The sequence below is a fragment of the Sphingobacterium sp. BIGb0165 genome, from assembly GCF_024810095.1.
Classification (GTDB): domain Bacteria; phylum Bacteroidota; class Bacteroidia; order Sphingobacteriales; family Sphingobacteriaceae; genus Sphingobacterium; species Sphingobacterium detergens.
This window is the reverse complement of the sequence record NZ_JANUEB010000001.1, coordinates 569,966-590,130: the sequence shown is the minus strand read 5'-3', so window position 1 is coordinate 590,130 and position 20,165 is coordinate 569,966. Positions and strand designations below refer to the sequence as shown.

Annotated in this window: 21 protein-coding genes; 12 read left to right on the top strand and 9 right to left on the bottom strand. The window is 40.6% G+C overall.

Features of this window, described 5'->3' with window-relative positions:
• Positions 1-33: 33 nt before the first annotated feature.
• Genes hutG through hutH form a run of 4 tightly spaced genes read right to left on the bottom strand, consistent with a single transcriptional unit; the run spans position 34 to position 5,865 of the window.
• A complete protein-coding gene (gene hutG, locus M2408_RS02530) occupies positions 34-1,023 on the bottom strand; it encodes a formimidoylglutamase (RefSeq protein ID WP_259178957.1) in 990 nt (329 codons plus the stop codon).
• Positions 1,020-3,041 (bottom strand): urocanate hydratase, encoded by a 2,022-nt coding sequence (locus tag M2408_RS02525; RefSeq protein ID WP_259178955.1) that lies wholly within the window; start codon positions 3,039-3,041, stop codon positions 1,020-1,022. The genes hutG and M2408_RS02525 overlap by 4 nt, the downstream gene beginning before the upstream one ends.
• Positions 3,038-4,291 (bottom strand): imidazolonepropionase, encoded by a 1,254-nt coding sequence (gene hutI, locus M2408_RS02520; protein ID WP_259178953.1) that lies wholly within the window; start codon positions 4,289-4,291, stop codon positions 3,038-3,040. Before hutI ends, M2408_RS02525 begins: the two co-directional genes overlap by 4 nt.
• 11 nt (positions 4,292-4,302) lie before the next feature.
• Complete coding sequence (gene hutH / locus M2408_RS02515; RefSeq protein ID WP_259178952.1) at positions 4,303-5,865, bottom strand: histidine ammonia-lyase; 1,563 nt, start codon at positions 5,863-5,865, stop codon at positions 4,303-4,305.
• Between the two features lie 76 nt (positions 5,866-5,941).
• Here hutH and M2408_RS02510 point away from each other — a divergent pair, with 76 nt between their 5' ends.
• The 6 genes from M2408_RS02510 (at position 5,942) to M2408_RS02485 (ending at position 12,731) form a co-directional block, all read left to right on the top strand.
• Complete coding sequence (locus M2408_RS02510; RefSeq protein ID WP_259178951.1) at positions 5,942-6,856, top strand: LysR family transcriptional regulator; 915 nt, start codon at positions 5,942-5,944, stop codon at positions 6,854-6,856.
• 62 nt (positions 6,857-6,918) lie between these two features.
• A complete protein-coding gene (locus tag M2408_RS02505; RefSeq protein ID WP_120257879.1) occupies positions 6,919-7,209 on the top strand; it encodes an antibiotic biosynthesis monooxygenase in 291 nt (96 codons plus the stop codon).
• A gap of 107 nt (positions 7,210-7,316) precedes the next feature.
• Positions 7,317-7,823 carry an S-ribosylhomocysteine lyase gene (locus tag M2408_RS02500; RefSeq protein WP_120257880.1) on the top strand — a complete coding sequence of 169 codons (507 nt, stop codon included), beginning with the start codon at positions 7,317-7,319 and terminating at the stop codon, positions 7,821-7,823.
• A complete protein-coding gene (locus tag M2408_RS02495) occupies positions 7,824-8,468 on the top strand; it encodes a hypothetical protein (protein ID WP_259178949.1) in 645 nt (214 codons plus the stop codon).
• Between the two features lie 266 nt (positions 8,469-8,734).
• Positions 8,735-10,930 (top strand): bifunctional alpha,alpha-trehalose-phosphate synthase (UDP-forming)/trehalose-phosphatase, encoded by a 2,196-nt coding sequence (locus tag M2408_RS02490; protein ID WP_259178948.1) that lies wholly within the window; start codon positions 8,735-8,737, stop codon positions 10,928-10,930.
• Positions 10,917-12,731, top strand: coding sequence for a glycoside hydrolase family 15 protein (locus tag M2408_RS02485; RefSeq protein WP_259178947.1), 1,815 nt, complete (start codon positions 10,917-10,919; stop codon positions 12,729-12,731). The genes M2408_RS02490 and M2408_RS02485 overlap by 14 nt, the downstream gene beginning before the upstream one ends.
• Before the next feature lie 72 nt (positions 12,732-12,803).
• Here the strand turns inward: M2408_RS02485 and M2408_RS02480 are convergent, their stop codons facing one another.
• The 3 genes from M2408_RS02480 to M2408_RS02470 all read right to left on the bottom strand — a co-directional run bounded on the left by M2408_RS02480 (position 12,804) and on the right by M2408_RS02470 (position 14,199).
• Positions 12,804-12,989 (bottom strand): CsbD family protein, encoded by a 186-nt coding sequence (locus tag M2408_RS02480; protein WP_104382022.1) that lies wholly within the window; start codon positions 12,987-12,989, stop codon positions 12,804-12,806.
• Between the two features lie 56 nt (positions 12,990-13,045).
• Positions 13,046-13,315 (bottom strand): hypothetical protein, encoded by a 270-nt coding sequence (locus M2408_RS02475; protein WP_077434091.1) that lies wholly within the window; start codon positions 13,313-13,315, stop codon positions 13,046-13,048.
• Between the two features lie 305 nt (positions 13,316-13,620).
• Positions 13,621-14,199, bottom strand: a complete 579-nt coding sequence (locus tag M2408_RS02470; RefSeq protein ID WP_259178940.1) for a hypothetical protein — start codon at positions 14,197-14,199, stop codon at positions 13,621-13,623.
• A gap of 176 nt (positions 14,200-14,375) precedes the next feature.
• Between M2408_RS02470 and M2408_RS02465 the strand changes: the two genes are divergently transcribed.
• Complete coding sequence (locus M2408_RS02465) at positions 14,376-14,726, top strand: hypothetical protein (RefSeq protein ID WP_259178938.1); 351 nt, start codon at positions 14,376-14,378, stop codon at positions 14,724-14,726.
• Between the two features lie 136 nt (positions 14,727-14,862).
• Here the strand turns inward: M2408_RS02465 and M2408_RS02460 are convergent, their stop codons facing one another.
• The gene (locus tag M2408_RS02460; protein ID WP_259178936.1) at positions 14,863-15,108 is read right to left on the bottom strand and encodes a hypothetical protein; all 246 of its coding nucleotides are present in this window, start codon (positions 15,106-15,108) and stop codon (positions 14,863-14,865) included.
• 401 nt (positions 15,109-15,509) lie between these two features.
• Here M2408_RS02460 and M2408_RS02455 point away from each other — a divergent pair, with 401 nt between their 5' ends.
• The 4 genes from M2408_RS02455 to M2408_RS02440 all read left to right on the top strand — a co-directional run bounded on the left by M2408_RS02455 (position 15,510) and on the right by M2408_RS02440 (position 18,034).
• On the top strand, positions 15,510-16,010 hold the full coding sequence (locus tag M2408_RS02455; protein WP_223580154.1) for an RNA polymerase sigma factor: 501 nt from the start codon (positions 15,510-15,512) through the stop codon (positions 16,008-16,010).
• Positions 16,011-16,087: 77 nt separating this feature from the next.
• On the top strand, positions 16,088-16,279 hold the full coding sequence (locus tag M2408_RS02450) for a hypothetical protein (protein WP_259178934.1): 192 nt from the start codon (positions 16,088-16,090) through the stop codon (positions 16,277-16,279).
• A gap of 210 nt (positions 16,280-16,489) precedes the next feature.
• A complete protein-coding gene (locus tag M2408_RS02445; RefSeq protein ID WP_259178932.1) occupies positions 16,490-16,957 on the top strand; it encodes a PA2169 family four-helix-bundle protein in 468 nt (155 codons plus the stop codon).
• Between the two features lie 111 nt (positions 16,958-17,068).
• Positions 17,069-18,034 (top strand): DNA topoisomerase IB, encoded by a 966-nt coding sequence (locus M2408_RS02440; protein ID WP_259178930.1) that lies wholly within the window; start codon positions 17,069-17,071, stop codon positions 18,032-18,034.
• Between the two features lie 4 nt (positions 18,035-18,038).
• On the opposite strand, the gene M2408_RS02435 is transcribed toward M2408_RS02440, so the two are convergent.
• Positions 18,039-19,241, bottom strand: coding sequence for an FAD-binding oxidoreductase (locus M2408_RS02435; protein WP_259178927.1), 1,203 nt, complete (start codon positions 19,239-19,241; stop codon positions 18,039-18,041).
• 217 nt (positions 19,242-19,458) lie between these two features.
• Here M2408_RS02435 and M2408_RS02430 point away from each other — a divergent pair, with 217 nt between their 5' ends.
• A complete protein-coding gene (locus M2408_RS02430) occupies positions 19,459-20,076 on the top strand; it encodes a hypothetical protein (protein ID WP_259178925.1) in 618 nt (205 codons plus the stop codon).
• Positions 20,077-20,165: the final 89 nt, after the last annotated feature.

Sequence of the window (20,165 nt, the reverse complement as noted above, 5' to 3'; positions counted from 1 at the left end):
TTATTTCACCAAGACCTATCCAAATACAATCGATTAAAACCTATTTAAAAATTTAAAAATAAGATCTGCCGCCAGTTTTGCTGTCCGGGCATCAATATCAAAATACGGGTTTAACTCCGCGATATCCATGGACCTCAAATTAGGCAGTTCAATAATAGCACTGTACAAGTCGAAAAATAGATCATCCGGAATAATACCATTGAAGGCTAGCGCACTTACGCCGGGTGCATAAGGAGCCGCGAAAACATCCAGGTCAACAGTTAAGTATATATAATCAACCTGACTGGCAAATACTTCAATTTGCTTCTTAATAGCATTAAGCTTACCTGGAACCAGATCTCTTCGTTCAATAATCTGCGTATGCTTTGACTTTGCATAGTTGATAAGACCACTTGTATTGCTGATCTCCTGTATACCAATAGCCATATAATGAAACGATTGGCCCATACCTTCACGGTCCGCTTCGATCTGGTAAAATCCTGTTCCTGAATTCCCCTGCCCTCCAGCAAGCGCACGCATATCCAAATGAGCATCCAGGTTGATAATACCGATCTTATGTCCACAATCAGCCAAAAAATCTTTTATTCCGAGATAATGGCCATAAGTCACCTCGTGTCCACCCCCCAATACGACAGGAAATCCACCTGCTTTAAGAATTGAAGATACAGCATAACCCAGCGCCAATTGAGCATACTCTAAATCACTATCTTTAAGAAAAATATCACCAGCATCTTTAAGTTTTAGTTCACATGAAAAATGAACCGGCAGATTAGCAAGTACATTCCGTATAGCACCAGGTCCATCCTTAGCACCCACCCGTCCCTGGTTGCGGGCGACACCTTCGTCACTGCAAAACCCCAGGAACACCACTGACTGATTCAAATTGGGATCGACCAACAGGTCTGTACATTCCATCAATTGATGCCAGCGCATCCAATGCCTTTGTTCGCCGTCGATTCGCCCTTTCCAGACGGCCTGGTCTCCCCTGGTATATAAGTCCCGCTGGTTAAGTAAAAGATTCATTCGTTGTCATTAAACAATTCATCAATAATATGGTCGTCCACCAGTTGTGCGCGGGTAACCTGTAGCGTCTGATTGCTTGCCATTGCACTATCCAAGGCTTGATTTGCCTCTTTATTACGTGCCCAGGCACGCCTAGCGATACCATTATTCACATCAAAGTACAACATTTTCTCCAGTTTACCATCTGCGGCTACCGAACCATCAAGCAACATTCCGAAACCGCCATTGATTACTTCGCCCCAGCCAACACCGCCACCATTGTGAATGGAGACCCAGGTTGCACCTCGAAAACTATCACCTATCACATTATGTATCGCCATATCCGCGGTAAACTGACTTCCGTCATAGATATTGCTTGTCTCCCGATAAGGGGAATCCGTTCCACTGACATCGTGATGATCACGCCCCAATACGACTGGACCAGCAAGTTCTCCGTTTCGAACGGCTTCATTAAATGCTTTGGCAATCGCGATACGGCCATTAGAATCTGCATACAGGATACGGGCTTGTGAGCCTACAACCAACTTATTCTTTCCGGCCTCCTTGATCCATTGGATGTTATCCAACATCTGTTGTTGGATCTCCTTTGGCGCTATCGCCTGAAGCGATGTCAGTACAGCCATTGCAAGCTGATCTGTCTTTTCAAGATCCGAAGGATCTCCGGAGGTACATACCCAACGAAACGGACCAAAACCGTAGTCAAAGCACATTGGCCCTAAAATATCCTGAACATATGATGGATATATAAATTTATCCCCCTCCGAATCCAATATTGCCGCTCCGGCACGACTACTTTCTAGTAGAAATGCATTGCCATAGTCGAAGAAATATGTACCCTTGGCAACATGGTTATTAATGGCATCTACATGACGAACTAAAGTTGCCTGGACAAGCTGCTTAAATCTATCCGGATCGGTAGCCATCAGCACATTGGACTCATCAAACGATAAGCCCATTGGATAATATCCTCCAGACCAGGGGTTATGGAGCGATGTCTGGTCAGATCCAACAGTGACATAAATATGCTCGCGGTCAAAGGCTTCCCAGACCTCCACAATATTACCAATATAAGCAAAGGATATCGTCTGCTTTTTATCCATCGCTATGCGAACCTGCTCCACCAATTGAGCAATATCTTCCACCAATACATCTACCCAACCCTGCTCGTGTCTTTTTTTCGCGGCGGTAGGATTGACCTCAGCGCAGACGGTAATGCAACCAGCAATATTACCTGCTTTCGGCTGTGCGCCACTCATCCCCCCGAGGCCGGAGGTCAAAAACACTTTTCCTTGGATAGATTCTCCAACTGGAAGCTGCCGACGGAAAGCATTCATGACCGTAATCGTTGTTCCGTGCACAATACCTTGTGGACCAATGTACATATAGGAACCTGCTGTCATCTGCCCATATTGGGTGACACCAAGCGCATTGTACCGCTCCCAATCATCGGGTTTCGAATAATTCGGAATCATCATACCATTGCTGACAACAACCCGGGGAGCATGTTCCGAAGATGGAAATAAACCCATTGGATGACCACTGTACATATGCAGCGTTTGTTCATCCGTCATCTGGGAAAGATAATGCATCGTCAGGCGGTATTGTGCCCAATTTTGAAATACGGCACCATTACCACCATAAGTAATCAGCTCATGGGGATGTTGGGCAACTGCAGGATCCAAATTATTCTGAATCATCAGCATAATGGCTGCTGCTTGTTTACTTTTTGCCGGGTAGGCTGCTATCGGACGTGCATACATTTCATAACTTGGCCTAAAGCGATACATATAGATCCTTCCGTAAGCTTTTAATTCGGCCAGAAACTCCGGTGCCAATTCCGCATGCCATGATTTTGGGAAGTAACGCAGGGCATTTCTAAGCGCAAGCTTTTCCTCTTTTTTCGAAAGAATATCTTTGCGTCGTGGTGCATGACTTACAGTCAGATCACGCGCTATCTTGGGGGGTAGCTGCGAAGGGATACCTTCTGCAACTACACGACTAAATACATTGTCCATCATCGTTCAATTGAAAACACTTCCTTACCATTTTTCCAGACAGCCGAAGGCTGCATACTTCCTTGATAATAAGTGATATTTTGATAATTATCGGTCTGAAATAAACTAAAATCCGCTCGCATTCCCTTTGCCAACTTGCCGCGATCATGCAGATTCAAGGCATGTGCTGCCCGGAAGGTCAATGCTGATAAAACCTCAGCGTTGCTGAGCTTTTCCATTGTTGCCAATATACAGGCACTGGTCAGCAATTGGCCAATCGGTGCGGAACCCGGATTCCAGTCACTTGCGATTGCTAAACTTGCACCGGCGTCCAACAGTTTGCGTGCCGGCGTGAAAGCACAACCGATACCAATAGATGCCGCAGGCAATGCCACAGCAACGGTATCTGAATGCGCCAAAAGCTCAATCTCGACGGCTGTAGACGCTTCAAGGTGATCAGCGGATCGTGCTCCTAATTCCACTGCAACTTGACTTCCGGAGGTACTGAACTGATCTGCATGAACCGTCAAATCGAAGCCCATTTCTTTGGCCCGTTGCAAATACGGTTTGATCGTTTCGGCATCAAATGCTGTTTTTTCAATAAAAGCATCCACTCGATTGGCCAACTGCTGTGCTTTCAATTCTGGGAAGAGAGTTGCCTCCATCAAATCAAGGTAATCTTTCGCCGATCCTTTATAGTCCCGAGGCAGCATATGTGCTGCTAAACAAGTCGGTATTAAATCCGCAGCAGTTTGGCCATTTGCCCTCTTAATAGCGCGCAAAATCTTAAGTTCTTCTTCAACTTGAAGACCGTAACCACTTTTAACTTCGACAGTTGTAATACCTTGACGCAATAAAAAATCGGAGCGATCGATAGTCAGTTGTACCAGTTCATCTTCGGCACTAGCTCTTGTCTGGGATACCGTACTCCAAATTCCACCACCGGATTCCGCAATTTCCAGATAGGAAGAGCCTGCGTTACGAAGCGCAAAATCATTTGCCCGCTGCCCTGCATAGCTAATGTGGGTATGGCAATCCACGAAGCCCGGTAAAGCGACCTGATCACCTTCAAGATGGATGATGGTAGCTCTTTCCTGCCATTGTTGACATAAAAGGTTAAAATCACCTATCTCTTGAATGATTTCTCCTTCAATCAAAATGCCAGCATGATCAATGATCTGTAATTCGTTATCCTTTATAGCACCTTTCAATGAAATATGATCCATTGTCAATAATTGCCTGAAAGGTCCTATAAGTTTTAAATCTTTCTCCATAATATGCCAATCTAAAATGTATCAAAACGTTCTACCAACGCGGTCTCAACATCTTGCTGCGGATTAGTCTGCTGACGTAGGGTAATCAGTTCGCCCGATTTGACCAATTCCAATGCATTCGTTAACAAAGCTTCCATTGGCTGATCAGATTCAATATGTGGAATAAACTGCCGTATGCGTTCATGGACCGCTTCCAATGCCGGAGTAGACCGCAGCGGGTGATGATAATCCTTCGCCTGTGCTGCGCATAACAATTCAATACTCAGAATTTTATCCACGTTATCTATGACCTGAAGCAGCTTTCTACCAGAAATGGAACCCATACTCACATGATCTTCTTGTCCCAATGATGTTGGGATACTATCCGCACTTGCTGGAAAACACAAACCCTTATTCTCACTTGCAATAGCAGCTGTACTATATTGAAGAATCATAAAACCAGAATTAAGTCCTGTCGATTTCATCAACAACTTAGGCACCCCATTGGTTTGCCCCTCTAGGGATAAATACACCCTCCGATCTGATATATTACCTATTTCCGATACGGCGAGCGTAGCATAATCCAAAGGTAAGGCAATAGACTGTCCATGGAAACTACCGCCACTGATCGTTAATTCGTCGTTTATAATAACAGGATTATCTGTTACCGAGTTGATTTCAACCTCGATCGTATCCTTTAAGTGAAGCCATGCATTACGTGAAGCGCCATGCACCTGTGGGATACAACGTAAAGAATACGGATCTTGAACACGCGAACAATCTTTATGACTTTCTAAAATAGCTGACCCATAAAGTAAGGAATGGATATTTGAAGCAACATAGCGATTGCCAGCGTGTGGACGCAGTTGATGTAATTCGGAAAAGAAAGGTTTAATGGATCCATTCAGTCCCTCAATCATCAATGCGGCAATAATATCCGCATTTTGAAGTACTCTATTGAACTCGCTAACAGCTTTCACACCATGAGCAGCCATAAATTGTGTCCCATTGATCAAGGCCAACCCCTCCTTAGCACCTAATTGAACAGGCTTAAGACCATGTTGCGCTAAAATATCCGCCGTTGTATAAATTTCACCCTCGACATTCACTTTGCCAAGCCCAATCAGGGGCAGGAAAAGATGGGACAATGGTGCCAAGTCTCCCGAGGCACCAACTGAACCCTGTTTGGGTACAACAGGAATAACATCCTGCTCGATATGCCATATTATACGTTCCAATGTACTGTACTGAACACCCGAGAAGCCCTTGGCCAATGCATGAACTTTCAATATAAGCATCACTTTAGCCAAATCATTTGCGATAGGCTCGCCCATCCCTACAGCATGGCTCTTCAGGATATTCTCCTGCAACACCTGCGTCTGATCCGCATCAATCAGCGTCGTACAAAGTGGACCAAACCCCGTATTGATACCATAAACCACCTGCCCACGTTCGACAATCTGGCGTACATAGGCTGCACTCCGATCGATAGCTGCCTTCACTTCTGCTGAGATCTCCCCTTTAACTTCACCTTTTGCTATTGCCAAGGCAATGGAACTGGTTAAATGTCCACTGCCGTATAAAAATTTTTCCATTGTTATAAAGCTTTTATCAAATTTAGCCGCTATATTTAATAATTAGAAATACCATTTTTATCATCAATTGATAACCATGAATTATCAAATAGAACTTAGACATCTTCTCTATTTTAAAGTATTAGCCGAAGAGCTCCATTTCAGAAAAGCTGCTGAACGGCTATTCATTGCCCAACCGGGTCTGAGTCGACAGATCAAGCAACTGGAAGAAAACTATCATGTAACGCTGTTTGAGCGCAATAAAAGAAATGTCTCTTTAACGGAGGCCGGAGGTTACCTCTTCGACGAGGTAAAAGAACTGTTTAGACATCTAGATCAGATTGAAACGCAGCTCCAGAGTTTGGCCAACGGCAAGATCAGCACCCTAAAGTTGGGCTTTATCGGATCGGCAGTACAAACAATATTACCTCAGTTGTTGCTCACCCTCAAACAAAAGCAACCCGACATCGAACTGTCACTACACGAACTTGCCAATGAAACACAATTGGATCTTATTCAAAAAAAAGAACTTGATTTCGGTTTTGTCCGTCTTTCCGAAACACCGATAGGATTGCATAGCCTTCCTATTCATACAGAACATTTCAGTCTGGTACTACCAAACAATCATCCCTTGTTAAAACAGGAGAAACCTGATCTGTACCAATTGAAGAACGAATCCTTTATTCTGTTTTCCAAAAATTACAGTCACTCCTATTATGATTTGGTCATGAGTATTTTTCAGGATCATCAGTTTACACCAAAAGTTACACTCCGGACGGTAAATGCATTAACCATATTTAATATGGTGGCACAGGGACTAGGGGTTGCCATTGTACCAGCCTCTTTAAAAAATGGTTATCAGGTTGATGTGCGTTTTCTTGAACTGGATGGCTTAGCACAACGAACCACCTTATCTTTGGTATGGAATGCCGAAAACCGCAATCCAGGGATACCTTTCGTTTTAGACATTATTGCTTCTCAGGGCCTGAAAGCTATCATTACTGAAACTTAGACCTTTTTTATCGTGGAAATATTTGATATATTTACTTGACTATATATTTAAAAAAACAAATTATGATTTTAGAAGTAGCCGTACTACAAATTATCGAGGGACAACAGTCTAATTTCGAACGTGATTATAAAACTGCTTGCCAGTACATTAGCGCTAGCAAAGGGTATATAACACATTCACTCCGCAAATGCCTTGAAAAAGATAACCAATACATCCTATTGGTCGAATGGGAAACTTTAGAGGATCATACAGTAGGTTTCAGAGAATCTCAATTATTTAAGGAATGGGAAAAACTATTACATCACTATTATGACCCCTTCCCGACAGTGGAACATTATGAAGTGTTAAAATAGTTTTTTCATCAATCTTTTTCAATAATATCTACTACCTTTGTAGGAATTATAAATTCAACTTTTAACCCCTGTAAAGTCCTGGACTTTATAGCTATGTACAGAATAAGATGTATACAAAAGAAAAAGCAAAAGTAAATAGTTTCACGGTAGACCATACCAAATTGAAACAAGGGATATATGCCAAGGCTTCCAATACCAATAGTAGCGCTATTGAAAGCTATACGACTTACGATATCCGCATGATCAGACCAAATTCACCGGAACGCATGTTGTCTCCGGAGGTGATGCATACATTGGAGCATTGTTTTGCGACAGAAATTAGAACAATTTTGGGTGATGAAGTCATCTATGTTGGTCCGATGGGATGCTGCACCGGATTTTATGTGGTCTTAGCGGGTACAGACAGAAGTCCCCAAGCTGTAGCCGAATTGATGAAAGAAGTTCTGGAAACGATTTTGACTGAGGGCTACGAAGTACCTTTTCAAAATCCGATCAGCTGTGGTAACTACACATTCATGGATTTCACTACATCGAAACAAGCCTGTGTCAATTTCTTGCATTTAATCAATGCTGGAGAGCTCGCTTTCGAATACCCTTATATTGAAGAAAATTAAATGATTCTTAACAAAGAGATTGAAACAATCATTCTGGTAGCAAATAAAAATGAATTATCTTTTACTACCGAAAATAAATCAACCTTCATCTATGAAATAGGTGTTGGAAAAGTAAACGCGCTTTTGTCGTTGGCAACGCTCTATGAAGACATCAAAGCATTGGGCATCAACCCTGTTCTACTGAATGTCGGCACGATCGGATGCACAAGACACCCAATTGGGCATGTATTGTATCCGAACTACTATGCACAAGGCGATGCTTATACAGAGGGTTTCTTTTTAGAAAATACACTTTTCCTAAAAGGGCAAGGAGTAATCGAATCCGTTTCTCTTGACGAATTTAACTACGAAGAGGCACTGCTGACTTCAGATCGTTTTATCAATGTCAATACGGCCTTCTATCAAGATATCAGACACCTGAACCCTTTGGCCTTTGATATGGAATCCTATGCGCTAGCAAATTTCTGCTTACTCAAAAATCTGCCTTTTCACAGTATTAAGATCGTTTCAGATAACTGTGATGGTACAGTAAAAGATTGGGAAAGTATCCTTGGTGAAATTTCGGGGCGATTGGGAACAATCCTGGATGAGTTTATGAGAGACCGACTGGTCAAGGAAAAAATAGACATCCCGAGCGTTTCATAAGACTGAACACGCCATAAAAGGACCTGTAGCGAACACTACAGGTCTTTTTTTTGAAATAATTATCACCCCTATTTACAGCTAAAAGTAAAGCGGAACCAGCTATTACCTAAATTTTCTATTTAAGTCCGATAAAAACCACCAATAGACCTTATTTGAATTAATCAAAACGATTTTGAGCTAGGCTTTGTTCATTTATATAGATACGCACCCATCGTTATATTCATTATAACTCTTCTACACTGCAAATAAATCGATCTAATATTTTTATGAAGAATAAAAAGAAAATAATAATTTCAAATAGACTGCCGATACAAATAGAACGAAAAAAAGACAAGCTTATCATCAAACCTAGTGCCGGTGGTTTGGCTACTGGCCTAAATTCGGCCTTTGACTCTACTGAAATCTGCTGGGTTGGCTGGCCCGGAATAGTTCCCAAAGATGACAGTGAAAAGGAGAAAATCATCGCACTGCTCAAGCCGATGAATCTGCTACCCGTCTTCTTATCAAAAGAGGAAATCCACAACTTCTACGAAGGTTACTCCAATGAGGTTCTCTGGCCGATCTGCCATTATCAGCCGAGCTATATTCACTTTGATCAGGAATACTGGTCGACTTATGTTGCTGTCAATAAAAAATTTTGTGATGCTGCATTATCGATACAAGATGCTCCTGATTTTATTTGGGTACAGGATTATCAGCTCATGTTGCTGCCGCAATTATTACGTCAAGAAAATCAGGAACTCAATATCGGCTATTTTCACCATATCCCTTTCCCATCGGAGGAATTATTTATGAACCTTCCGCAGCGGAAAGAACTCATTGAGGGTTTACTCGGCGCCGATCTTGTTGGTTTTCATACATTTGCAGATAGTCAGAACTTTCTTAATGCCTGTAAGAAGGTATTGCATGTACCTTGTGGTCACAATCAGCTCAAATACAGAGATAGACATATATTTGTCGAATCTTTCCCCATGGGAATAGACTACGAAAAGTTTGTCCACACGAGTTCCCTACCCGAAGTTAATGCAATCGCTACCCAATTTCGCAGTCATTTTCCAAACCAAAAAATAATAATATCAGTAGACCGGCTTGACTATAGCAAAGGAATATTGGAAAGACTACGTGCTTTCCTGACCTTCCTGGAAAAATATCCGGAATGGCATTCAAAAGTCATACTGTATATGCTTATCGTTCCTTCCAGGGATAAGGTCTCACAATATAAAAAACTGAAAGATGAAATCAACCGAAAAGTAAGCGAGATTAATTCAATTTATGGCAATCTGAGTTGGACTCCCGTGCTCTATTTTTATAAATCTCTTCCATTTGAAGAACTTATAGGACTCTATATTGCATCTGATATATGTATGATTACTTCTACGAGAGATGGAATGAATCTCGTTAGCAAGGAATATATTGCCTGTAAGACCAATTCTGATGGTGTATTGATTCTGAGTGAATTTGCAGGTGCTTCGAAGGAACTCGTAGATGCGCTTATTGTCAATCCATACAACCAAGCTGAAACTGCGGATAGTATCTATCATGCGATTAGAATGCCACCAGAAGAGATTCGCGAACGTACGGAAGCTAATCGCCAGATTATACAGAAGTTTAACGTCCATCACTGGGTCCGCCTTTTTCTAGACCGTATGGCAGAAACAAAGGCCATACAACGTGATGAATGGGCAAGGCGAATTTCAGATAAAGTTTTTAACAGTATAGCTGAACGGTACAAACAAAGCCATAACAGACTGTTTTTTTTGGATTATGACGGCACACTGGTCAAATTTCAAAATCATGCCCAGAAAGCCAGCCCAACGGTTCTTTTGTACAATCTCCTGGATAGTATTATCGCCGATCCGCTCAATACTTTGGTCATCATCAGCGGGCGTTCGCAGGAGAGCCTATCTACCTGGTTTGACGGACGCTCCTACTATTTGGTCGCTGAACATGGGATATGGTCTAATTTTCCCAACTTTAACTGGGCCTACAAAAAGGGCTTGGCGCTACACTGGATGCCCGAAGTCAAAAAGCTGATGGAAAAGTTGGCTGATCAGACACCCGGCTCTTACATAGAGGCCAAACCATATTCCTTGGCTTGGCATTACCGTAAAGTGGAACAAGGGCTTGGAGAACTGAAAGCGGCAGAACTGAAGGAAATTTTAAATCCTATGTTAAATGACTATGGATTACAGCTCCTTGATGGAAATGCCGTAATTGAAGTTAAGAATACCGAGGTCAACAAAGGAAAAGCGGCACTAGAAATCGCGGGGCATATTAAAGCCGATTTTTTATTGGCTATCGGTGATGATGTCACCGATGAAGATCTTTTCAAATATCTGCCCCGCTCAACTATTAGCATCAAAGTTGGCAACAATAAATCGGCGGCAAAATATTATTTGGATCAACAGGAAGATGTACTTCAATTTTTAAATCAACTTATTATAAATCATGAAGGAAAATAAGACAGCAAACAGACATATGTATCAAGCGGGGATAATCGGCAACTGTTCCTATATAGCGCATGTAGACATTAACAGTAATATCTCTTGGTTATGTTGGCCATCATTTGAAGATAGTTTTGTTTTTGGTGGTCTAATAGATAAAAATCAAGGGGGCTGTTTCGTTGTAAAACCGGAAGAAGAAGTCGTAGAAACGAAACAATATTACATCAAAAACTCAAATATCCTCTGTACAGAAATCCATACTGCATCTTTTGCCTATCGCATTACAGATTTCGCACCCCGATTCGAACAATTTGGACGATATTTTAAACCATTGATGTTGATCCGTAAAATAGAACCGCTACGCGGTGCACCCAGTGTTAATATCCAATGTCAACCAACGGGAAATTATGGTCGTAATGCGTTAAAAGCTACGCGGGGAAGCAACCATATTCTCTATAGTAGTGCTGATATCGGTGAACGCATTCGCCTGACAACAGATGTACCGATATCACATTTTTTTCAAGAGGACAGCTGGACAATCATCAGCGAGAATAAATATCTTATATTGACCTATGATGCAGCTTTCGAATCTGCAATTGCCAGCACCTGTGAGGACTTCCTTATCAAAACATTGAGCTACTGGCAGCGCTGGATTAAAAGATGTAATATCCCCAATATTTACCAAAAAGAAGTGATTCGTTCGGCCCTGGTACTCAAATTACACCAATACGAAGATACGGGAGCTATTATTGCCGCATCGACCACCAGCCTGCCCGAATTTCCAGGCTCAGGAAGAAACTGGGATTATCGTTATTGCTGGGTCCGTGACAGCTATTATGTATTGACCGCATTGACACATATTGGTCAGTTTGAAGAAATGGAAAGTTTTGCCAACTATATTGCCGGTATTACACATCACAACCCGGGCAGGCTTCAACCCTTATATGGTATATTGGGAACCTCTGAATTGACGGAACATATCCTACCTGATCTAAAAGGATATCAGGATAGTGGTCCCGTTCGCATCGGCAATCAAGCATTCGAACACATCCAGAATGATGTTTATGGCCAGGCAATGATAGCCCTCCTCCCCTTGTTTACAGACCAACGTTTCAAAATCCACGAGAACAAAAATGTACTAGGCTGGGTAAACTTTATTCTGGAGAAAATCGAAGCAACGATCGATGAGAAAGATGCCGGAATCTGGGAATTCAGAAATTTTGCCAACCACCATTGCTATTCCAACCTTTTTCAATGGGTCGGTTGCAAGGCTGCTTTGCTTATCGCCCGCCAAAATGGTTATCAAGATATGGAACAGCGCGCCACTGTTTTGCTCGAAAAGGCAGCCACCTATATTGAAGCCTGCTATGACGACGAAAGAAAAGTTTACCAAAATGCGTTAAACAGTCGAAATTTAGATGCCAGCACGCTACAGCTGATTGTCATGGATTACTTAGATCCCAAATCAGATCGGGCTTGGCAGCATCTCGAAATGCTTGAAAAAGAACTGAAAGGTGAAAATGGACTCTTTTACCGCTACAAACACCAAGATGATTTTGGCAAACCCAAATCTACCTTTTTAGTCTGTGCATTCTGGTATGTGGAAGCTTTGGCCTGCGTAGGAAGAGTCGAAGAAGCAAAAGAAATACTGGAAAAGCTGCTGACCTACAGTAACCATCTGGGCTTATTCAGTGAGGATGTTACAGAAGATAATGGTAGCCAATGGGGCAATTTCCCACAGGCATATAGCCATGTAGGACTGATGAACGCTGTATATCGACTCGCTATTAAATTGGACAAGCCCATCTTTTCATTATAACGCACAAAAAATGCGGTCAACTAGATTGACCGCATTCTCTTCTTATACGTAAGTTTACAATTAATCGAATGCTTACATTTTATCTAACCAATCTTCCACCTCTTCTTTTGTCTTACCTGTTTTTTGTTGCAACTTACCCAACAACTCATCTTCTTTACCTTCTGCATATAACAAATCATCATCGGTCAAATCAGCATATTGTTGCTTTACTTTTCCTTTTAACTCGTTCCAACGTCCTTTCCATGTTAAATTACTCATAATACTTCTTTTTAGTTTAAAAATGAAATGATATACTATATATTATATTAAAGTTTTTATATCAACGTTTGTTTATATTCATCGAAATGTTCGCATATTTCTTCCATTCCGATACTTTTTCCCATTAGATCAATAAAGCGGTTTTTATAAAGCGAAAAAATATACAAACCTGTGGCAATATTCCCGATAACAAATATGCCTTCAAGTTCATTGCTTCTAACGATCTTATCCTTCAGATGACATTCCTTTAGCAATGGAATATTGTAGGAAGACCATTTCCCCATTCGATCTCTAAGTATCAATCCGATATCTTTTGTTTTAACCATTGTTATTGTCTTTTCTAATGATAGAACAGTTGTCAAAGATTAAATGTTTCAAAAATTCAACGACTAAAAACAGAACAAGTGTTTAATTTTAAGTCCACCGTATTTATACGTCCGCTTATCTTTCCACTACTTAGCCCAACTATTGGTCAAGACAGGAGTCAGGCTATTATTCCCGGCCTACCTAGCGTTTCCGATTCCCTAATTTCATTGAGAATACCCCTGAGAAACATGGTCCGCTGAAAAAAAAAGTTTCCAAACCTTTCGGAATGGAAACTTGATGTTAAAGGTCTCCCATGGAGTAAGTTTTATTTTTTCCCTGGTAAGTAGATCTGGAACCCAACGCCGACACCCAAACCACTCGCTCCAGTACCGGTATTAATGCTGGCCTTGCTATAGTTGTAACCGAAAGTTGCTTCCAAGGCTACAGTTCTGGTAATAAAATGTGCATAACCAACATTTGCTCCTAATGCCAATGCAGCACTTTTTCCAACCGAGCTCCCAGAGATACCGACGTCACCCTGACCGAAAAACCGTCCTGTGGACGAGCCACCTTGAGGAAAATAGTATCGAACAAAGGGTGCTATACCATAGGTCCATTCGTTATCCGCGTCCTTCTTTGTTCGCAATCCAAGATTAGCCTGTGCGCCGATTGCTAAACCGTCTGACACAAAATAACCTGCGCGCGGTTGCAGTGCCGCATTAAATGACTTTCCTTCGAAACTATAACCCAAACTACCGATTGATCCGCCGACCATCCAGTTGCCTTGGCGGATAGGCTCAACGCCGACATCGGACGACATCTGTGGTGTAGTTTCGATCTTCTGCGCGTTTGCCTGTAAACAAATACCGCCTGTAACCAATAAAAGTAGTGCAAATTTTCTCATAGTATCTTTTTTAATAAATTACTTTAGTTTAATAACAAGCTCTATCGTTGAAAAGTTTTGTATTTATTATTAATTTCATTTTTATTGCAGAAACTATCTTATCCCATCCAATAGCAGACCCATCGCACAAAAAGACAACGATTCGATGCTGACAGCTGTTTAACCTATAAAAAGGAATGATGAGAACAACAATTCAATTTCGTAGTGGTGCGCCGATGACATTTGAAGATGCTTTTACACTACTAAACGAAATAGACCCGATCGGCAATAGTTCAGGTACAGATAATGGCACGCCCGTACGCAAAGCTCCAAAGGTTCCTGACTTGAAGGAAATAACACCGGATAACTATGATCCGGAAAGTGCTAAAGGCCCCGATCCGACAGAGGAAGAGCAACGTGACAGAGATGATCTGGACCATATCGATCCAGAACATGACAAACATCCGCAGAAACCGGATCATGAAGAAGAGGATATCTATACGCCCGATACTGACCAGGAGGAGGATGTGGAGGAAAAAGGCTTATAATGAATTAAAAATAAAACGATATGACTAAAAACCATGAAAAACAGATCTAAGATGATACAAACCGTTAATCAAAAAACTCTCTTCGTAAAGAGAGTTTTTTGATTAACGGTTCCCTATTGACGCGCTGATAACACGTCTAATGTTTGACATCCGTTGAACTATCCTTTTGTGTGGAGTCCAGTAAGGTCGTATCCTTCTGCATACTCATCTTTTGCTGCTCACTCAAGTTGTACCTTGTTTCATCGGCATCACTCGGGGCAATATTATCCGATTGTCCGCTTCCCTCCTTATTATTTTTGGAGGAATTTTTACAGGAAAATATGGTTGTACTACATAATAGCACAATTGCAATCATAGGTATTAATTTCTTAAATTCTTTCATATGTAATTATTTATGTTTGCTAATCTTTATAAAATAACCCTGTTCAAGAATCTTTAGTTCAATAAAAAATAAAAAACTGTTCCAATTGGCTACAAAGGCAGACAGTTTACCGGATAAATTTTCATTACCGAGACCCGTAATTAGGACATTTTTTAAGGGAATAAATACCCTATTGAACTGAGAGAAAAAAGTTTGGGCAGACATTCATTAAGACTTTATTTTTCGAATAAACTAGCCTCAATTGTAGCTTTTCGGCTACAATGTATCAAAATGCGGCTATACGTATTTTCCGCAGTTAGCTGTTTAAACAAACATTAACAGCTCAATTATAGCAAAACCTAGCACTCTAATTGTACCTGTTTGGCCAAGAAAATCAATCATTTTAATAAACGAAAGATATCATGAACAATTCCAATTTAAACTTGCTGGTCGAAGAAAAAAGAAGCTTATTGAAACATTTCGCGGGAAAATTCACCACCGATCCTGACGAAAAGGAGGACTTGATTCAGGAAACACTTATTCGCGCATTGAAGTCGATCGATGACTTTATTAAGCATCCCAAATTAATGTCCTGGCTGTACGTGATCATGAAGAATGTTTACATTAATCAGTATCGCAAAGCCAAGCGAACGAACGACATTCATGAAACCTACATTGGCCTCGAGGCTTACAATACAACTGAATCGAATAAAGGTGAAAACAAGTTCGTATCAGATGATATCGAAAAGGCAATGTGTAACCTTTCGGAGGAAAATTACCAAATTTTCCAGTTATTCCTCGAAGGTTACAAATATCACGAAATTGCCTCCTATTTTGGGATGCCAGAAGGAACAATAAAAACGCGAATACATATGACACGTAAGAAATTACAAAAGCAGCTAAAGGTATATCAACTTAAATAAAACCAAATATCATTTTTGCTGTTAACATAGTATAAGTCCGTTATAGAGATTTGTCAGTACACTAAAAAAATAGCCATATGAATCCTAAAATCATTAAATTCGATCGGCACTATATGTCGGTTTTGCTGATTATTTGTGGTGGTCCTATCGGAAAGGGAAATAATAAGACAATTGTTCTGTCAGCTACAACCACTCCAACAAATAAAAAACAAACTAAGGAGAATATTGAAGAGGAAAAGAAACCTGCTTCTTTAAATAAAACAAAGTAAAATACATACAAATAAAGAGATCACTTTATTTAGTTAAAGTGATCTCTTTTTGTCTGTGCAATAACCCAACCGACTGATAGATCTTAGCTCCGCATTTTACCCATTGATCAACAGGGTAGAAATACGTGTCCTTCTTTTTTTCTCAACCGAACAGTTTCCGCATCAGTTCTTAGATTGAGAAATAATTTAATCACATAAAAATCATACGACATGGAAACGATAACAATCAATGATAGTACATTAATCAATGACTTGATACAAATCAATAATGATCGTATTGCCGGGTATAAAAAAGCAATTGAAATCGCAACACGACTCCATATCGATAGTTTAAATGGCATCTTTGTTGAATATATGAGTCAATCTGAGTTATTTATTGAGGAGCTCAAACCGTATTTAGAGCAACAAGCTAAGGCGGCTACTGATGGCACAATGGTCAGTGGCAAACTCTTTAGGATATGGATGGATATCAAATCTGTCGTTTCAGGAAACGATGAAAAAAGTTTATTATCAAGTTGTGAACAAGGCGAAGATGCCTTTAAAAAGACCTATAAAGATGTTGTTGACAATCAAGATTGGGAAATTACACACGATCTATTACTTCTGATTGAAAAACAGCTCGCCATACAAATTGAAGCGCATGGATACATCAAAACATTACGGGATAATGCATCTTAATTAATCTTGCTTTTATCCGAAGACCTAAGATCCTTATTATCTCAATAAATGAGGGTCTTTTTTATGCCATTAAAAATAAAGTACAGCATATTAAGCTCTAAAGCAACCTTTATGAAGATAATAAATACCAAAGGATACAGCAGACGTAAAGTTAAACAGAACTTTAAATACTTTGATGGCTCAGGTAAAGAGATTACCGATACAAAGGTATTGGACAGAATAAATCATTTGGTTATTCCGCCAAATTGGAAAGCTGTTTGGATTTCAAAAAATGCGGGGAGTGATCTACAGGCTTATGGTTTTGACCAGAAGAACCGTAAACAATACATCTATCATCGCAAATTTGTTCAGCAAAAACAAACAGAGAAATTTAGACATATTCTTTATATGGGACAGTATCTGCAAGATCTCAGAAAAATAACCTCCCGTCATTTGAAACATCGGGACTGGGACATGGAAAAACTATGTGCAATTGCTTTTAAGATAATGGATAGTACGCTTGTACGGATTGGAAACAAACGTTATACATTAGAAAATAAGTCTTATGGGCTCAGCACACTAGAAAAAAGGCATGTAAAAATAGCAGATAATACGATCACATTAGCCTATAAGGGTAAAAAGGGTGTCTTTCAAGAAAAATCATGGAAAGACAAACAGCAAGCGAAATTACTTAGCGAACTACTCCAGTTTAAGGGAAAAAGCCTTTTCCAGCTTGATAAAACATCATGTGAAGGTATATTTTGCGGACGTATATTCAATGCTTATCTACGTGATCATTGTCCAGGCCAAATTAGTTGCAAAGATATCCGTATTTGGGGAGCCAGCCGGGAAGCTTTCAATCTATTATCCAAAACAAAGCAAGAGGAAGATTTAAATACGCGAAAAAAACAGCTCAATGCGGTTATAAAGACCGTCGCCAAGCAGCTGGGCAATACCAAAACAGTTTCTCAAAATTATTATATACATCCAGCTATACAGATAACATTTATGGAAGGAAGATTTCCATTTATCAAAGAAAAACTAACTCTCAACAAGTTAGAAAACAAACTGTTTCGTTTCCTGTTAAAATATAGCTGATCTATTATCGTCCAAACTTAAACCATTTGGACAGGGGGTGCTTTCTATTTTCTAACCAATAGGCCACCATTTCCATTGCCGTAACCGAAAATGTAATCCCATTGCCGCCAAAACCACAGACAAAATAACTGTCTTTAAACGCTTTATGTTCACCAATATAGGGCAGTCCATCTTTGGTTACCCCAAAAGTTCCAGCCCAGCTGAAATCTGTAAAAAAAGGTCTATTGAAAATATTCTGGAAAGACTTTCCTAGCTTATCCGACTTTTTGGCAATTAAGGCATCTCGCTTCTTTGGGTCGCGAAATTCCTCATCCTCCCCCCCGATCAAAAATCGACCGTCATCGGTCGTTCGCATATAAAGGTAAGGGTCGGAAGTGTTCCACATCAATAGGTCTTTGTACTGTTGATACAATGCAGAATCCACTTCGGAGACAATCGCGAATGTACTTAACAAGTCCACAAACTTATCGGGAATGACCGAAACGGTCTCATAGCCCATGCAATATATAATTTTTTTCGTTCGGATCATTGCGCCTGTAGATACTGTGACCACAGTGCTCTGCCCATCCCTTTTTACAGAGACAAGTTCTGTCTTATCAAATACCTCCAATCCCGCTTTCACATTATAAACCAATAGTTCATGAGTAAAGCAAAAAGCATCTATACTAGCGCCCTGTCTAGAAAGTATCCCACCATATGCATTCGCTAGCCCATATTGAGCTTGAATTTCGTCCGCAGATAGCCAGCTGACCACAAACCCTGCAGATTCCCGCGCATTAAATTCCTGTTTTAGCCATGGAATATCCTTTTTACGTGCGGCATAATATAAGGATTCCTTCGTACGAAAACCGGCTTTAGATTTGATTTTCCGCGTAAGTAAACCAATGTCGTCTATTGCTTTGCTACAGGCCTTATAACTAGCAATAGCGCCCTCTTCACCGATTAGTTTCTTTAATTCATAGAGTGGTGTATCAATCTCATATTGCAACATGGAAGTTGTTGCTGCTGAGCTTCCATTAGCGATCTCCCGTTTATCAATAAGCACACAGTTCTTTCCCATCGCCATACATTGATGAGCAATAAGTGCGCCGGTGATTCCGCCACCAACAATTAAAATATCACAGGTTTTATCCTGATGCAGGGAGGGGTAAGTCGCCAAAAGCCCATTTTTTATCAACCAAAAAGGTTCGTTAGATTTTATATCCATAATAAGTGACAAGCAAATGCCTTTATAACCAACTACGAAAGGAAAAGTTTGGTTTACTGTTTCCTGAAGTTCCATTTAGCTTACTCCAACGCGTCATTGCATACCTTAGGCATTTCGCAGATTTGGCCATGTCAGAAGAAGATCTTACCAATAGATAAATTTACAATTGTTGGCATCAAACCAAATTGAATCGAATAATGTTCTTTATTAAAAAGGCATGAAAAATATTATTCCTGAACAGAAAGAAGGAAAGAAACTGGATTGCTTCGAATCCATTGATTTTGAGAGTACGATAATGGCTGACCTGGCCTTTGATTCAGCATGTTCCAGTCTCTCGCATGTCAATCACTGGTATGAGCTAGCCACAATTCCAGCGACCACGTTTCAATTAACGGACAGTGTTGGGCTACCTATTGACCGTCCATTGATGCTACATGACTATATTAGGCTGAATATCCCTGGCCCTGGCCTTCCCAGTAGTGCCGGATATGATTGGGTCAATGTTGTTAACATCATCCAGGATTCAACGGCCGAATATAAATTATATGCCTTAACCCTAAAACCTTGCCCAGACCCGCAACATCCCGAAAATAAAGATACCGCCCATTTTTTTGAAGGGGTCTCCTCCTCTACCTTTCTTTTAGAACAACGACGCAACAGCATTTTAATTCAGTATGCCGGACGGAACGAGATTATCAATGTGGAAAACCATAGTCTTGGGGACAATATCAGAAACTTAATCATTGGGATGGCTGCTAAAATAGGTGCATCCTATCCGCAGTGGAAACTGCTCGTCAAAGGTCTTGCAAACCATATCCGCAGGGAGCAAAAATGAATATAGCAACGAACTGTCAGCCAGAACATGGTTTATTTAAAAGAAAATAGTTTTAAATATTGAAATCTAACCAATAAAAACATCCGATT

Excerpts from the sequence above, each read along its gene's own strand:
- M2408_RS02510 (WP_259178951.1), top strand. The coding sequence starts at position 5,942 with ATGAATTATCAAATAGAACTTAGACATCTTCTCTATTTTAAAGTATTA.
- hutG (WP_259178957.1), bottom strand. The coding sequence starts at position 1,023 with ATGAATCTTTTACTTAACCAGCGGGACTTATATACCAGGGGAGACCAG.
- M2408_RS02525 (WP_259178955.1), bottom strand. The coding sequence starts at position 3,041 with ATGATGGACAATGTATTTAGTCGTGTAGTTGCAGAAGGTATCCCTTCG.
- M2408_RS02435 (WP_259178927.1), bottom strand. The coding sequence starts at position 19,241 with ATGGATATAAAATCTAACGAACCTTTTTGGTTGATAAAAAATGGGCTT.
- M2408_RS02470 (WP_259178940.1), bottom strand. The coding sequence starts at position 14,199 with ATGAGAAAATTTGCACTACTTTTATTGGTTACAGGCGGTATTTGTTTA.
- M2408_RS02500 (WP_120257880.1), top strand. The coding sequence starts at position 7,317 with ATGTATACAAAAGAAAAAGCAAAAGTAAATAGTTTCACGGTAGACCAT.
- M2408_RS02480 (WP_104382022.1), bottom strand. The coding sequence starts at position 12,989 with ATGAGTAATTTAACATGGAAAGGACGTTGGAACGAGTTAAAAGGAAAA.
- M2408_RS02430 (WP_259178925.1), top strand. The coding sequence starts at position 19,459 with ATGAAAAATATTATTCCTGAACAGAAAGAAGGAAAGAAACTGGATTGC.
- M2408_RS02445 (WP_259178932.1), top strand. The coding sequence starts at position 16,490 with ATGGAAACGATAACAATCAATGATAGTACATTAATCAATGACTTGATA.
- M2408_RS02450 (WP_259178934.1), top strand. The coding sequence starts at position 16,088 with ATGAATCCTAAAATCATTAAATTCGATCGGCACTATATGTCGGTTTTG.
- M2408_RS02460 (WP_259178936.1), bottom strand. The coding sequence starts at position 15,108 with ATGAAAGAATTTAAGAAATTAATACCTATGATTGCAATTGTGCTATTA.
- M2408_RS02490 (WP_259178948.1), top strand. The coding sequence starts at position 8,735 with ATGAAGAATAAAAAGAAAATAATAATTTCAAATAGACTGCCGATACAA.
- M2408_RS02455 (WP_223580154.1), top strand. The coding sequence starts at position 15,510 with ATGAACAATTCCAATTTAAACTTGCTGGTCGAAGAAAAAAGAAGCTTA.
- M2408_RS02505 (WP_120257879.1), top strand. The coding sequence starts at position 6,919 with ATGATTTTAGAAGTAGCCGTACTACAAATTATCGAGGGACAACAGTCT.
- M2408_RS02495 (WP_259178949.1), top strand. The coding sequence starts at position 7,824 with ATGATTCTTAACAAAGAGATTGAAACAATCATTCTGGTAGCAAATAAA.
- M2408_RS02465 (WP_259178938.1), top strand. The coding sequence starts at position 14,376 with ATGATGAGAACAACAATTCAATTTCGTAGTGGTGCGCCGATGACATTT.
- hutI (WP_259178953.1), bottom strand. The coding sequence starts at position 4,291 with ATGGAGAAAGATTTAAAACTTATAGGACCTTTCAGGCAATTATTGACA.
- M2408_RS02475 (WP_077434091.1), bottom strand. The coding sequence starts at position 13,315 with ATGGTTAAAACAAAAGATATCGGATTGATACTTAGAGATCGAATGGGG.
- M2408_RS02440 (WP_259178930.1), top strand. The coding sequence starts at position 17,069 with ATGAAGATAATAAATACCAAAGGATACAGCAGACGTAAAGTTAAACAG.
- M2408_RS02485 (WP_259178947.1), top strand. The coding sequence starts at position 10,917 with ATGAAGGAAAATAAGACAGCAAACAGACATATGTATCAAGCGGGGATA.
- hutH (WP_259178952.1), bottom strand. The coding sequence starts at position 5,865 with ATGGAAAAATTTTTATACGGCAGTGGACATTTAACCAGTTCCATTGCC.